16 protein-coding genes are annotated in these 13,557 nt (G+C 69.9%); 6 read left to right on the top strand and 10 right to left on the bottom strand.

The window, feature by feature from the left end; translation table 11 throughout:
- Positions 1 to 49: 49 nt before the first annotated feature.
- The 6 genes from AOZ53_RS16065 to AOZ53_RS16090 form a co-directional block, all read right to left on the bottom strand.
- Positions 50 to 994: a phosphate acetyltransferase gene (locus tag AOZ53_RS16065; RefSeq protein WP_006390855.1), complete on the bottom strand. Its 945-nt coding sequence runs from the start codon at positions 992 to 994 to the stop codon at positions 50 to 52.
- A complete protein-coding gene (locus tag AOZ53_RS16070) occupies positions 991 to 3,402 on the bottom strand; it encodes a DUF3141 domain-containing protein (RefSeq protein ID WP_054488472.1) in 2,412 nt (803 codons plus the stop codon). Before AOZ53_RS16070 ends, AOZ53_RS16065 begins: the two co-directional genes overlap by 4 nt.
- 183 nt (positions 3,403 to 3,585) lie before the next feature.
- Positions 3,586 to 3,987 (bottom strand): VOC family protein, encoded by a 402-nt coding sequence (locus tag AOZ53_RS16075; protein WP_054428531.1) that lies wholly within the window; start codon positions 3,985 to 3,987, stop codon positions 3,586 to 3,588.
- Between the two features lie 21 nt (positions 3,988 to 4,008).
- Complete coding sequence (gene yfcF, locus AOZ53_RS16080; RefSeq protein WP_006390852.1) at positions 4,009 to 4,644, bottom strand: glutathione transferase; 636 nt, start codon at positions 4,642 to 4,644, stop codon at positions 4,009 to 4,011.
- An 85-nt stretch (positions 4,645 to 4,729) separates the two neighbouring features.
- Positions 4,730 to 5,059 carry a DHCW motif cupin fold protein gene (locus AOZ53_RS16085; RefSeq protein ID WP_006390851.1) on the bottom strand — a complete coding sequence of 110 codons (330 nt, stop codon included), beginning with the start codon at positions 5,057 to 5,059 and terminating at the stop codon, positions 4,730 to 4,732.
- 45 nt (positions 5,060 to 5,104) lie between these two features.
- The gene (locus AOZ53_RS16090) at positions 5,105 to 5,590 is read right to left on the bottom strand and encodes a GNAT family N-acetyltransferase (protein ID WP_054428529.1); all 486 of its coding nucleotides are present in this window, start codon (positions 5,588 to 5,590) and stop codon (positions 5,105 to 5,107) included.
- A 189-nt stretch (positions 5,591 to 5,779) separates the two neighbouring features.
- Here AOZ53_RS16090 and AOZ53_RS16095 point away from each other — a divergent pair, with 189 nt between their 5' ends.
- The 3 genes from AOZ53_RS16095 to AOZ53_RS16105 are packed head-to-tail and all read left to right on the top strand — an operon-like array spanning position 5,780 to position 7,670.
- Positions 5,780 to 6,727, top strand: a complete 948-nt coding sequence (locus tag AOZ53_RS16095) for a DnaJ C-terminal domain-containing protein (protein ID WP_054488474.1) — start codon at positions 5,780 to 5,782, stop codon at positions 6,725 to 6,727.
- A gap of 2 nt (positions 6,728 to 6,729) precedes the next feature.
- The gene (locus AOZ53_RS16100) at positions 6,730 to 7,044 is read left to right on the top strand and encodes a chaperone modulator CbpM (RefSeq protein ID WP_006390848.1); all 315 of its coding nucleotides are present in this window, start codon (positions 6,730 to 6,732) and stop codon (positions 7,042 to 7,044) included.
- 11 nt (positions 7,045 to 7,055) lie between these two features.
- Entirely contained in the window at positions 7,056 to 7,670 is a 615-nt protein-coding gene (locus tag AOZ53_RS16105; RefSeq protein ID WP_054428526.1) for a glutathione S-transferase family protein, read from the top strand.
- On the opposite strand, the gene AOZ53_RS16110 is transcribed toward AOZ53_RS16105, so the two are convergent.
- The 4 genes from AOZ53_RS16110 to AOZ53_RS16120 all read right to left on the bottom strand — a co-directional run bounded on the left by AOZ53_RS16110 (position 7,671) and on the right by AOZ53_RS16120 (position 11,310).
- Positions 7,671 to 8,321: a DsbA family protein gene (locus AOZ53_RS16110; protein WP_054488476.1), complete on the bottom strand. Its 651-nt coding sequence runs from the start codon at positions 8,319 to 8,321 to the stop codon at positions 7,671 to 7,673.
- Positions 8,322 to 8,420: 99 nt separating this feature from the next.
- Positions 8,421 to 9,896: an inorganic phosphate transporter gene (locus tag AOZ53_RS16115; protein WP_054476050.1), complete on the bottom strand. Its 1,476-nt coding sequence runs from the start codon at positions 9,894 to 9,896 to the stop codon at positions 8,421 to 8,423.
- 126 nt (positions 9,897 to 10,022) lie between these two features.
- Positions 10,023 to 10,148: a hypothetical protein gene (locus AOZ53_RS35175; protein ID WP_006390843.1), complete on the bottom strand. Its 126-nt coding sequence runs from the start codon at positions 10,146 to 10,148 to the stop codon at positions 10,023 to 10,025.
- Positions 10,149 to 10,185: 37 nt separating this feature from the next.
- On the bottom strand, positions 10,186 to 11,310 hold the full coding sequence (locus AOZ53_RS16120) for a D-alanyl-lipoteichoic acid biosynthesis protein DltD (RefSeq protein WP_054428523.1): 1,125 nt from the start codon (positions 11,308 to 11,310) through the stop codon (positions 10,186 to 10,188).
- Positions 11,311 to 11,588: 278 nt separating this feature from the next.
- On the opposite strand from AOZ53_RS16120, the gene mog reads away from it, so the two are divergent.
- The 3 genes from mog to AOZ53_RS16135 are packed head-to-tail and all read left to right on the top strand — an operon-like array spanning position 11,589 to position 13,507.
- Positions 11,589 to 12,236, top strand: a complete 648-nt coding sequence (gene mog / locus AOZ53_RS16125) for a molybdopterin adenylyltransferase (protein ID WP_054428522.1) — start codon at positions 11,589 to 11,591, stop codon at positions 12,234 to 12,236.
- 39 nt (positions 12,237 to 12,275) lie between these two features.
- The gene (locus AOZ53_RS16130; protein ID WP_054428521.1) at positions 12,276 to 12,623 is read left to right on the top strand and encodes a hypothetical protein; all 348 of its coding nucleotides are present in this window, start codon (positions 12,276 to 12,278) and stop codon (positions 12,621 to 12,623) included.
- Entirely contained in the window at positions 12,623 to 13,507 is an 885-nt protein-coding gene (locus tag AOZ53_RS16135; protein WP_180187866.1) for a peptidoglycan DD-metalloendopeptidase family protein, read from the top strand. The genes AOZ53_RS16130 and AOZ53_RS16135 overlap by 1 nt, the downstream gene beginning before the upstream one ends.
- The last annotated feature ends 50 nt before the right edge of the window (positions 13,508 to 13,557 follow it).

Below are 13,557 nucleotides of genomic sequence, written 5' to 3' on the forward strand. Positions count from 1 at the left end.
AAGGCGGGGCGGGGGCCCCGCCGCTCATTCACGGCCTGTCGGGCCGGCGCTAGGCCAGCGGACGCGCCTGCTGCGTGGCCAGGTGGTGCGCGTAGATCGCCGCCACCGCGCACGACGCCAGGCGCGAGCGAGGGCTGTCGGCGCGGCTGGTCAGGATGATGGGCACGCGCGCGCCCAGCACGATGCCGGCGGCTTCGGCGTTGGCCAGGAACGTCAGGTTCTTGGCCAGCATGTTGCCGGCTTCCAGGTCGGGCACCACCAGCACCTGGGCCACGCCCGCCACCAGCGAGCGGATGCCCTTGATGCGGGCGGCGTCGGGGCTGATGGCGTTGTCCAGCGCCAGCGGGCCGTCCAGCACGCCGCCGGCGATCTGGCCGCGGTCGGCCATCTTGCACAGCGCGGCGGCCTCGATGGTGCTGGGGATGCTGGGGGTCACCTGCTCCACCGCCGACAGGATCGCCACGCGCGGCTCGCCCAGGCCCAGGCCGTGGTGCAGGTCGATCACGTTGCGGATGATGTCGGCCTTGGTTTCCAGGTCCGGGAAGATGTTGATGGCCGCGTCGGTGATGAACAGCGGCTCGGCGTAGGTCGGCACTTCCATGATGAACACATGGCTGATGCGGCGGCCGCTGCGCAGCCCGGTGGCGCGCGCCACCACTTCGTGCATCAGCTCGTCGGTGTGCAGGCTGCCCTTCATCAGCAGCGAGGCCTCGCCGCCGCGCACCAGCGCCACGGCGGTCTCGGCCGCGGCGTGGCTGTGCGGCGCATCGACGATGCGGGCGTCGCCCAGGTTCAGCTTGTACTGCGCGGCCGTGTCGCGGATCTTGAGTTCCGGCCCCACCAGGATGGGACGCAGCAGGCCCAGGTCGCGCGCTTCCAGCGCGGCCGACAGCGACGGCTCGTCGCAGGGATGGGCGATGGCGCAGGCGGCGGGCGCCAGGGTCTGGGCGCGCGCGATGAGCTTGTCGTAGTGCGTGGAGGTGGGCAGACTCATTCCGGTTTGGCCTTGGCGGTGGCGGGTTTGCGGACGCGCACGGGCGCGGCTTGCTTGCGGGCGGCGGCCTTGACCGCGGCCTGCGGCGTGGACTTGGCGCTGGCCGCCGTGGCGGCGCGGCGCGGACGGGCGGCGGGCGTCGTGGATTCGGCCGGCGCGGCATCGCGTTTTGCGGCTGCCGGTTTGCGGGCGGCGGGCCGGGTCGGGGCCGACGGCTCCCGTTTCGCGGTCGCGGCGCGCGCCGCCGTCTCGAAGATCCGTTCCATCTCGGCCAGGCTGGCGCGCGCGGCCGGGTTCAGCGGCTCGGCGGCTTCCAGCACGTGCTTCATGCTCTCCAGCGCCTCGCGGATGGCGGCCGGCGACGAGCCTTCCAGCAGCTTGGGCATGGTCTGCAGCACGGCGGCCGAGTCCAGCCGCATCATCATGGCCTGGTCGCGGGTGATGTCCTTGAATTCCTGCAGCGTCATGGCGTTGCCGGCCTCGGCGCGCATCTTGCGGATCAGCGCGAAGCTGCGCTCGTCCAGGCCGCCCTCGGCGCCGGCCACGTACAGCAGCATGCGGATGGCCGCGACGCGCAGGCCGCCTTCCTGCAGCAGCGAACGCAGTTCGGCGGCGCGCTCTTCCATGAAGCGGCGGTGTTCCGGCGACACGCCGGGGTGGCGGCGCGGCTGGCCGTCCTTGCCGCCCAGGCCGGCCAGATCCTGCACCAGCGGCGAACCGTAGACGCCCATGAAGGTGCGCTCGTCGGCCGAGTCGCGCAGTTCCTGGAAGATGTTCAGGCTGGTCTCGACCAGCTTCGAGAACATCTCCTGGGCCAGCAGGAACGGATTGTCCGGCGCCACCGGCTGGCGATGCTCGCGCACCTGTTCGGCCACCTGGGCGACCGGGGCGACCAGCGGGTTGCGGTCGGACACCAGTTCGTAGGGCAGGCGCAGCGGGTGCAGGCGCTGGCTCCATTCGGCCGACTGCGGCGTCACCAGGGCGCGCACCCAGGGCTGCACGAAGCTGCGGTAGATGCCCAGGTTGATGTCGGAAATGCGGGCCACGGCCGCGAAGCGGCGGTCGTCGTCTTCCTTGCGGTCGACGATGGCGCGCACGTCGTCCATGTTGCGCTGCTCGAACGACAGGACGTACTTGCCATAGGCCAGGTCGGCGTTGGGCGTGTCCGGCGTCTTGTCGGCGATCTCGGCCTGGTAGATGCCCGGCGGCAGCACATCGATCATGTCGATGTTGGAAGTGAATTCCTGGTGCTCCTTGCGCGCCACGCTGCCGGACACGAAGATGCCCAGGTGGCCGATGCTTTCATGCACGGCGTAGACGATGGTCTGGTCGTGCGCCAGCACCTCGGCGTCGTCCTGGTACAGGTCGGGGATCCAGCCCAGCGCCTGCGGCGGCGGGGTGATGTTGTCGCCCTTGGAGCAGAACACCACGATCGGCGAGCGGATGTTGCGCAGGTCGATGCGGATGCCGTCGGAGGTGACCAGCCCGGCGGTCGACAGGCGGTTGCCGACGAACAGGTTGTCGACGATGTACTGGATTTCCGGCCCGTTCAGGAAGACGTGGCCGCCCCACCATTTCTCGAAGCTCAGGTAGCGGTCGGCCTCGGTGTCGACCTTGGCGTACAGGTTGTACTGCTTGGACCAGAGCGTGTTGGCGGGGTTGAGGTTCTCGAAGTTCTGCACCAGCCAGGCGCCGTCGAATTTGCCGTCGCCCAGGTCGCTGGTCAGGGCGGTGAGCCAGCTGCCGCCGAGCAGGCCGCCGGCGTAGCGCATCGGGTTCATGCCGCGCCAGCCGGCCCAGTAGGACAGCGGCGCGCCGGCGATGATGATGGGCCCGAACAGTTCCGGGCGCACGGCGGCGGTCATCATGATCTGCCAGCCGGCCTGGCAGTTGGCCACCACCACCGGCTTGCCCTCGGCGTCGGGGTGGCGGGCGATGATCTCTTCCAGGAAGTGCGCCTCGGCCTTCATCACGTCTTCGACGGTCTGGGTCGGCACCGGCTGCGGCAGGAAGGTGGCGAAATAGCAGGGATGGCCGGCGCGCACCGCCACGCCGATCTCGCTCTCGGGCTTGAAGCCGCCGATGCCGGGGCCATGGCCGGCGCGCGGATCGACCACCAGGAAGGGGCGCTTGATCGGGTCGACCGTCACGCCTTCCGGCGGCTTGATGCGCAGCAGGCCGTAATTGACCGGGCGCGGCAGCTCGCGGCCGTCCAGCACGAATTCGTACTCCATGCTGAGCACGTTCGGGGCCCGCTTGGCCATGTGGTCGTGGTACTGGTTGCCGCGCTGGCGCATGACGTCGGCGTACAGCACGCCGCGCTGCCAGGCGTCCACGGCATATTCATAGGCGGCCGTCCAGGGGTTGAAGGACGGGGCGGGGACGCGATCGTTGCCGGATCCGGCCATGGCGATCTCCTATAGGTAGCACCCGGCAGCGGGTGCTACCGGACCGGTTCTCCAAGTGGAACCAGCTGACTTGACCCCCCCATTACACCTGAATGGATGTTGCATCGCAACATGGGGACGGTTGATGCAAGTCAAACGCCCGGAACTATCCGTCCCTGCTTGATGCCGCGCCCGCGCCGTGATTCATGGGGCGTGGTGGCACACGGCTTCGATGCGGTTACCGGACGGGTCCGACAGAAAGGCGGCGTAGTAATGCGGATGGTAGTGCGGCCGCAGCCCCGGGGCGCCCTGGTCGCTTCCGCCGTGGGCCAGTCCGGCGGCGTGGAACGCATCCACGGCGGCGCGGTCGGCGGCCTTGAAGCACCAGTGGCGGCGCGCCGGCGGTGTCGGCGACGCCGCGGGATCGGCCTGGACGCTCAGGTAGGTATGGCCGGCATCGCCGGGGCGGCAGCGTTCGCCATAGCCCAGGGCGTCGGCGTGGTCGTAGACCTTGGCCGCGCCCAGGGCCGCCATGACGGCATCGTAGAACGGCCGGGCGCTGTCGAGTCCGGCGACGCTGATGGAGACGTGATCCAGCAATTGCATGGCGGCTCCGGGGGGCGGGAATCAGGCGCGGGCCGCCGCGTTGTGCTCCAGCCATTTGCGCACCGAGGGGCGCTGCCACTGGGTCTCGGCATAGTCGCGCAGCGGATCGGGCAGGCCGTCCAGCCACAGGCGGCGCAGCGCCACCGCCAGGTCCAGGTCGGCCAGGCACCATTCATCGAACAGGGTCGACTGGCCCGCGCCGATCAGCGCGCCGGCCACGTGGATCAGCTTGGCCGCGGCCGAATGGCCGGCGTCCGACAGCGGTTCGCCGGCCCGGTCGTAGAAGACCGTCTCGGTCGGGCGTTCCTGGCGCAGCGCGCCCAGGTCGCTGCGCAGCCAGGCCTGCAGCTGGCGGGCGCGGGCGCGCTCGCGCGGCTGAGCCGGATAGAGCGCGGTGCAGGCGGGCGCCGGATGCAGGTCTTCCAGGTACTCCGCGATCGCGGTGGACTCGGTCAGGTTGAAGTCGCCGTGGGTCAGGGCCGGCACGCGCGCGGTCAGGGCGCGGCATTGGTACGGCTGCATGCGCTGTTCGCCGGCGTCGAGGTCGATCATGCGGACCTCGAACGGCAGCTGTTTCTCGGTCAGCGCCACATAGGCCGACATGGCGTAGGGGCTGAGGAACTGGGAATCGACGAACAGCGTAAACGGGGCGCCCAAGTGCATCTCCGGTCAGGCGGTGGATAAAAGGGGACTATGACGCAGAGCGTAACGCAATTGAAATTTCGCGTGTCGCGCCGATGCGTCAGTCGACGATGAAGAGCTTGGCGCCGACGGCGGTGGACGAGCGGTGCGGCTCGGCCTGGTCGGCCACCTGGTAGCTCATGCCGGGGGTCAGCACGAAGGTGCGGCCGTCTTCCAGCTCGGTGTGCAGCTCGCCTTCCAGGCAGAACAGGATGTGGCCCTTGCTGCACCAGTGATCGGCCAGGTAGCCGGGCGTGTATTCGACCATGCGCACGCGCAGGTCGCCGAACTGGCGGGTGCGCCAGTAGGCCTTGCCGGTGTCGCCGGGATGCTCGGTGGGTTCGACCTCGGACCAGTCGGTGGTGCCGAAGGGGATGTTGCTCATCTTCATGGTGGTTTTTCCTTGGGGGCGGCGCGCCGCGAAAAAGCGGAGGGCTCAGGCGGCCAGTTTCTTCTGCCAGAACATGGCGCGGCCGGTGTCCTCGTCGAGCGAATAGCCCTCGTAGCCGAGCTTGCGGTACAGGCCCTGGGCCACGTCGTTGCCTTCCAGCACTTCCAGCGTGATCTTGCAGCAGTCGAGCCGGCGGGCGCGGTCTTCCAGCGCGGCCAGCAGCTGCTTGCCCACGCCCTGGCCCTGGAAGCGCGGCGACACGGCCAGATCGTGCAGGTTCACCAGCGGGCGGCAGGCGAAGGTCGAGAAGCCCTCGAGGTAGATGGCCACGCCGGCCGCGGCGCCGTCGACCCGCGCCAGCAGGGCGCGCGCCGTGGGCCGCCTGGCCAGTTCCGCGATCAGGTTGCGCTGCGCGTACTCGGGCAGGGGCGTGCTGCCGCCCATGGGGCCGCTGGCGTATTCGTTGAGCATGGCCAGCACCTGCTGGCCGTGTTCCGGGTTGTTGAAGTCGACGTCGATGATTTCCAGCACGATCGGTTCCTGTTCATGGGCGGCCCCGCCTGTGGCGGCGGGTGGCGCGACCGTCAATTATGCGCGAAGCGGCGCGACGGGTCGAAGCGCATTGAAAAATCGCGCCAGAGCCCCTATCTTCTTTCTGTTCAGGGCCGAATCCGGCGCGAGCCGCCGCCTTTGGCTGCAACCCTCACCATGGGCTGGAAAATGGAGTTCAAGGACTACTACAGCATTCTTGGGGTGGAGCGCGGCGCCTCCGAAGACGACATCCGGCGCTCCTACCGCAAACTCGCCCGCAAATACCACCCCGACGTCAGCAAGGAAAGCGACGCCGAGGCCCGCATGCGCGACGTCAACGAAGCCTACGACGTGCTGCGCGACAAGGAAAAGCGCGAGGCCTACGACAACCTTGCCGCCGGCGTCTCGCCCGGGGGCGGCTTCCAGCCGCCGCCCGGCTGGGACGAAGGGTTCGAGTTCCATCGCGGCGCCGCCCCCGGCGAGGAGGCGCAGTTCAGCGAGTTCTTCTCGTCGCTGTTCGGCGGCCGCGGCCGCCACGCGCAGGGCGCGGGGCGCGAGCAGGAATTCCGCGCCCGCGGCGACGACCACCACGCGGCCATCGAGGTCGATCTCGAGGACGCGCTGCAAGGCGCCACCCGCGACATCAGCCTGCGCTCCATGACGGTCGACGACCAGGGCCGCCCGCAGGTGCAGACGCGCACGCTCAGCGTGCGGATCCCGCCGGGCGTGCGCGAGGGCCAGTTCATCCGCCTGGCCGGGCAGGGCATGCCGGGCTACGGCGGCGGCGAGAACGGCGACCTGTACCTGGAGGTCCGTTTCAAGCCCCATGCGCGCTACCGCGCCGAGGGTCGCGACCTGTACATGACGCTGCCGGTGGCGCCCTGGGAAGCCGCGCTGGGCGCCCAGGTCAACGCCCCCACGCCGGGCGGCACGGTCGAGGTCTCGGTGCCGGCCGGGTCCGGCAACGGCCGCAAGCTGCGGCTGCGCGGCCGCGGCATCCCGGGCGATCCACCCGGTGACCTGTACCTGGTGCTGGAGCTGGCGCTGCCGCCGGCCGACAGCGACGCGGCCAAGGCGGCCTATCGCAAGATGCAGCAAGACCTGCCGTTCAATCCGCGGCGCCACCTGGGGGTCTGATCATGAAGAAAGTCGTCATCAGCAGCGCCACCGTGGTGGGCAAATCGCAACCGCTCAGTGCCGACGACCTGGCCCGCGCCTGCGGCGCCGAGGTCGACTGGGTGGTGCAACTGGTCGAGGTCGGCATCGTCGACGCCAGCGGCCCGCGCCCGGCGGAATGGCGTTTCTACAGCCTGGACCTGCAACGCGCCCTGGACGCGCGCCGCCTGGAGCGTGATTTCGGCGCCGGCCTCGACGCCGTGGCGCTGATCCTGGACCTGAGCCAGGAAGTCCGCCGCCTGAAGGCGCAACTGCGCGCGCTGGGCGCCGACGAATAAGGAGACAGACCATGCTGACCCTCTATCACGCGCCGCGCTCGCGTTCCTTCCGGATTCTCTGGCTGCTGGAAGAACTGGGCGTGCCCTACGACACCGAGATGGTGTCGATCCGCCGCCGCGACGGATCCGGCCATATCGCGCCCGACTACATCGACATCCACCCGCACGGCAAGGTGCCGGCGCTGGTGCACGATGGCGTGCCGGTGTTCGAGACCCCGGCCATCGCGCTGTACCTGACCGACCTTTATCCCGAGGCCGGCCTGGGCCCCGTCGTGGGCGACCCGCAGCGCGGCCCCTATCTGACCTGGCTGTCGTATTCCACTGGCGTGTTCGAGCCGGCCATGACCGAGCGCGCCTTCAAGACGCCGCACCAGGACGGCACGATGGGCTGGGGCTCGGCCGACGAGGTCGAGCAGGTCCTGACCCGCGTGCTGCAGTCCCGCCCGTTTTTCCTGGGCGAGCATTTCAGCGCGGTCGACATCGTGCTGGGCGGCTCGCTGCAATTCATGATGCAGGTCAAGGTGATCCCGGAGAACCCGGTGTTCTCGGCCTATGCCGAGCGGCTGGCGGCGCGTCCGGCGATGCACCGCGCGCTGCAGCGCGACGGCGACATCGGCGAGTCCTGATTACCTGAGGCGTTCGCGCAGGTCCGCCTGCCATTGCGACGGGCGGCCCAGGAAGCGGGCGGGTTCCAGCAATTCGCAGGCGCCGTCGCGCTCCAGCGCCAGCGTCGGGAAGCCCGAGCCGCGCAACTGCTCCAGCAGCGCGCGGCTTTGCGCGAAGTGGCGGCCGGTGGCTTCGCCGGCGGTGGCGTCATACGCGGCCTGGAAGGCCGCGCCGTCCAGGCCGATCTCCTCGGCCAGGCGGCGCAGTTCGGCGGGATCGGCGATGCGCCGGCCCTCGACGTAGTGGGCGCGCTGCAACCGTTGCAGCATGTCCAGGCCGCGTCCGTCCAGGGCCTGGGCGGCCAGGATCGCGGTGGTGGGCGGAGCCGAATCGAACACCGCGCCGCGGTCGCGCAGCAGGCCGTCGACATACTCCGGGCCGAACACCTGGCCGGTCAGGCCGGCAATGCGTTCATCGTGCGGCATGACGTAGCGGCGCAACGCCTCGGTGACCGGCTGGCGGTTGCCGCCGGTCATCATGCCGCCGCCGTGCAGCGCGATGGACAGGCCGTCGATGCCGCGGGCGGCCTGCACCAGCGGCGCGGCGCCGTAGCACCAGCCGCACAGCGGGTCGTAGATGTAATGCAGGATGGGAAGGGAAGAGGTAGCCATGGCGCCATGGTAGAGGCGCGTGCGCGCCGGAAATAGCCCGGCGCGGTAGCCACAGTGTTGCGCCGGCCGTGCAGATGATGCGCGGCCGGCGCGGGGGCGTCAGCCCGCGATCTGCACGCCGATCCAGAACAGGCCGGCCGCCAGCAGCATCGAGGCGGGCAGGGTCAGGATCCAGGCCAGCAGGATGTTGCGCACCGTGCCGCCCTGCAGGCCGCTCTTGTTGGCGATCATGGTGCCGGCCACGCCGGACGACAGCACGTGGGTGGTGGACACCGGCAGGCTGAAGACGTTGGCCAGGCCGATGGCGCCGACCGCGGTCAGCTGCGCCGACATGCCCTGCGCGTAGGTCATGCCCTGCTTGCCGATCTTCTCGCCCACCGTCAGCACCACGCGGCGCCAGCCGACCATGGTGCCGGCGCCCAGCGCCAGCGCCACCGCCACGATCACCCAGAAAGGCGCGTATTCGGTGGTGGCGGTCAGGTCGGCGCGCAGGCGCTGCAGGTCGGTGCGCTCGCGCGCCGGCAGGCCTTCGATGCGGGCCACCTTCTTGGCGGTGTCGTCCAGGCACAGCAGGTAGCGGCGCACGTCGATGCGCTTGGCCGCCGACAGGTCGGCGTAGTTGCTGACGCCGTGCAGGTCGGCCTGCAGCGCGTCGATGGTGGGCAGGGTCAGTTCGGGATCGCAGCGGAAGGTGCGCGGCAGGTCCGAGGCCGAGCCGGCGCGCTTGAGCGCCAGGAAGTCGCCCAGCATGGCTTCGTTGCGCTGGTAGAACGCGCTCAGGTGGGTGGCGGCGTCGCGCGTGCGCTCGATCTGGTAGGTGGTGCTGTTGGTGTCCAGCACGAAGTTGGCCGGCACGATGCCGATCAGCACCAGCATGATCAGGCCGATACCTTTCTGGCCGTCGTTCGAGCCATGCACGAAGCTCACGCCCATGGCCGACAGCACCAGCACCAGGCGATTCCAGAACGGCGGGTGCTTCTTGTTGTCGATGGCGCGGCGCTGCTCGGGCGTCTTGTGCATCTTCGACAGCGGCAGCCAGCGCTTGAGCGCCAGCAGCAGGCCGCCCGCGACCAGGAAGCCGGCCACCGGCGACACCACCAGCGAGGCGCCGATGTCGATCGCCTTGCCCCAGTTCACGCCCTCGGCCAGCGGCAGGTCGGTGATCAGCGCGTTGGCCAGGCCCACGCCCAGGATCGAGCCGATCAGCGTGTGCGAGCTGGAGGCCGGAATGCCGAAATACCAGGTGCCCAGGTTCCAGGCGATGGCCGCGGCCAGCATGGCGAACACCATGGCCAGCCCGCGTCCGGTATCGACGTTGATCAGCAGCTCCACCGGCAGCAGGTGGACGATGGCGTAGGCCACGCCCACGCCGCCGAGCAGCACGCCGAGGAAGTTGAAGATGCCGGAAAGCACCACCGCCAGATGCGGCGGCATGGCCTTGGTGTAGATGACCGTCGCGACGGCGTTCGCCGTGTCGTGGAAGCCATTGATGAATTCGAAGGCCAGGACGAACGTCAGGGCCAATGCAAGGCTGAGGCCAACCCAGAGGTCGAGGCCGTGAAAGAGGGTGGACATGGAGGCGGGGGAGGATCCGGCGGAGGCCAGATTATTACAGATTTGTGACCTGTCCCTGGTTGCGTCAGACAACTTTTGCCGTCCGCCATGGCCGCCGGCCGGAGCAGCGCCGCCCCGGCCGCCTCCTCAGAACTTCTGGTACTGGAACTCGATTTCCAGCGGCTTGCCCAGGTTGGCCGAGGTGTCGGCCTGGATCATCATGACCGCCAGCAGGCCCAGGTAGAGCAGGCACAGCCACAGGGTTTTCTTCATCGCGCGGCGTCCGGGACGGGGATGGATTGGGGGGCGTTCATGGGCGGAACACCTCGGCGATGCGCTGATTCACCCGCAGCCAGCCCAGTTCGCCCAGGTGCTGCACGTCGCGCAGGGTGCCGATCTCGTAGGGCGCGTCGTACATGTCCATGCAGGCCATGGCGTAGCGCGCGCACAGCGCCTCGACCTGGCGCTGCACGGGGGTGAAGCGGTCCAGGTCCCTGAAGACCATCGGGTGCAGCGGCTGCATCACGAACAGCGCGTTGACGCCGTGGTTGCGCAGCAGCCGCATCAGCGCTTCCAGCTCGCGCAGTTCGTCCTTGCCGGTCAGCGGTTGCGGCTGGAAGGCGGTCTTGCCGCCGGCCGCGACCGTCTGCAGGTACTTGTCGAAGAAATCGTCGCGCACCGCGTAGCGGTTGCGCGTCATCTGCGCCTGTTCGGCTTCCTGGGCCTCGCGCGCCAGGGCGTCCCAGTCCACCACCCGGGCCGCCGCCGTCGGACCGGCGGCTTCCTGCTCGGGCGCGGGGGCGGCGTGCGCGGGCGTCCACAGTCCGATCAGCCGCTGGCGGAAGACATAGGCCTGCTCGGCCGCCATCGACCATGCCACCCGGGCGTCGCCCTTGTCGCGCAGCCAGCGCGCCACCTGTTCGCGGCCCTCGGGCTGGCGCAGCAGGCGCGGCAGCAGGGGATTGGCATGCTCGCGGAATTCATCCGGGCCCAGCCCGCCGTCGCCGTCGAACCACCCCGGCGACACCATGATGACGACGCGCGAGGCGGACGAGAGGTCGTCGGCCAGCGCCGCCAGCACCAGCTGCATGCCCAGCGACTGGAAGCCCGAATGGCCGTAGGCCATGACCGGCATGCGCAGCTCGTCGGCCAGGAAGCGGTAGGGCACGAAGCGCAGGTCGGTGCTGGTCAGCTCGGACGAGCCCAGCACCACCAGCCGGTCGCCGGTGCGCAGCGCCTGGCTCAGCCGCGACAGGTTGCGGGTCTGGTCTTCGAGGGTGTTGCCGAGGTTGTGGATATAGACGCCCGTCGCCGCTTCGGCGCAGGGCCCGGTGCGCAGGGCCAGCCAGTGCCAGGCGCCCCAGCCCGCGGCCAGCGCGACGGACAAGGCCAGCGCCGCCGCCAGCGCATGCTGCCCAAGGGTGCGTGTGAACATGAGGAACCAGGAAGGCGCGGCGCGCGGATCGGGGTGAAAGAGAAGATTGTGAGCGGATGTTATCCAGCCCCCATGACCGAGACAAGCGCGCAAACCCGCGGGTGCCCGCGGATTCCCCTTTTTGCCACAGGGGGACCGGCGCCCCGGCCGGCTGCCCGGCGGAGAATGCGATAGCATCCTTGTCTGGCGGGGTCCTGGATTTCCAGGATTGACCGCGCCCCGGCCCGCCGGCGGCGTCCGTGCCCCGCGCCTTCCGCCCACTCCACGCCCGAGCGCCCATGACCGCCCCTACCCGTATCGCCCGCCGCCATCCCGACGAACTGATCATCGGCCTGGTGTCGATTTCCGACCGCGCGTCGGCCGGCGCCTACCAGGACGAGGGCCTGCCGTCCCTGCGCGCCTGGCTGGGCGGCGCGCTGGCCTCGCCGTGGCAGGCGGTGGACCGGCTGATCCCCGACGAAACCGCCCGCATCTCCGAGACGCTGATCGAGCTGGTCGACACCTGTGGCTGCGACCTGGTCCTGACCACCGGCGGCACCGGCCCGGCGCGCCGCGACGTCACGCCCGAGGCCACGCTGGCGGTCGGCACCAAGGAAATGCCGGGCTTCGGCGAGCAGATGCGCCAGATCAGCCTGCGCTTCGTGCCCACCGCTATCCTGTCGCGGCAGGTCGCCGTGATCCGCGAACGGCCCGCGCACGCCGCCCTGATCGTGAACCTGCCGGGCCAGCCCAAGGCGATCCGCGAGACCCTCGAAGGCCTGAAGGCCGATGACGGATCGACGCTGGTGCCGGGCATCTTCGCCGCCATTCCCTATTGCATCGACCTGATTGGCGGGCCCTATGCCGAGACCCGTCCCGAGGTCATCGCCGCGTTCCGCCCCAAATCGGCGCGCCGCCCGCAACCGTCGCCGGACGCTGCGGTATAGTTGGCCGCCTCTTCCCATTCATTGCCAGAGAGTCCTGATATGAAGGTCCGTACCGCCTTGTCCCTTACCGCCGTCGTGCTCGCCGTGTCGGCCTGCGCCAACGTCAAAGACGTCCGCGACCGCGATCCGGTGTTCTACGGCTCGACCCAGCGCACGGCCGACGAATACACCAACTGTGTCGCCGCCGCCTGGAAGGACCAGGGCGTGCGCTTCGAGCGCAAGGCAGTGCGCAACGGCTTCGAGCTGATCCAGTCGGACAGCCTGGGTGTCGAGGCGGTGCTGACCACCACCACCTGGAAGGGCAAGACCGAGGCCCGCCTGTCGACCCGCATCGCGCGTCGCGACCAGACCCTGATCGAACCGGCCAACCTGTGCCTGCAGCAGTGATGCCGCAACGCCGAGACATGCTGCGGCTGGGCCTGGCCGCGGCCGCGGTGTGCCTGGCCCTGCCGGTGCGCGCCAGGCAGGCACCGGCCGCAGAGCAGGGCGGTTTCATCAGCCGCAAGCTCAATGCGCCGGTGCCTGGCGGCGTCGCCGTGCTGGCGCTGGGCGACGCGGCGACGGCGCCCGAGGTCACTTATCGCGATCGCCGCGTGCTGGTGGTGCGCGAAGACGGCAAGCAGTGGATCGCCGTCGTGGGCATCCCGCTGGCGGTCAAGCCGGGCCCGCAGGAAATCTCGGTGCGCGACGGCGCAGGCGCGCGCCAGCTGCCGTTCACCGTGCGCGCCAAGGAATACGTGGCGCAGCACATCACGCTGAAGAATCCGCGCCAGGTCAATCCCGATCCCGACGACATGAAGCGCATCGAGCGCGAGATGGCCGAGCAGAGCGCCGCCAACCGCGCCTACCGCGCCGGCGTCACGCCCAGCAACCTGCTGCTTGACCGCCCGGTCAGCGGCGGCCGCCTGTCCAGTCCGTTCGGGTTGCGCCGCTTCTTCAACGGCGAAGAGCGCAATCCGCATTCCGGCCTGGATTTCGCCGTGCCGGCGGGCACGCCGATCAAGGCGCCGGCCGCGGGCGTGGTGTCGCTGGTGGGGGATTATTTCTTCAACGGCAAGACCGTCTTCCTGGACCATGGCCAGGGCTTCGTGAGCATGTTCTGCCACATGTCGGCGATCGACGTGAAGGTGGGGGATGTGGTGCCGCGCGGCGGCGTGGTCGGCAAGGTCGGCGCGACCGGCCGGGCGACGGGCCCGCACCTGCACTGGAACGTCAGCCTGAACGATGCGCGGGTCGATCCCGCGATCTTCATCGGCGCCTTCAAGCCCTGACGCCGCGCCGGGGCCCGCAGGCGCGGCAGGGCCGCGCCGGGCGCCGGCGC

The organism is Achromobacter sp. 2789STDY5608621, from assembly GCF_001299375.1.
Classification (GTDB): domain Bacteria; phylum Pseudomonadota; class Gammaproteobacteria; order Burkholderiales; family Burkholderiaceae_B; genus Achromobacter; species Achromobacter insuavis.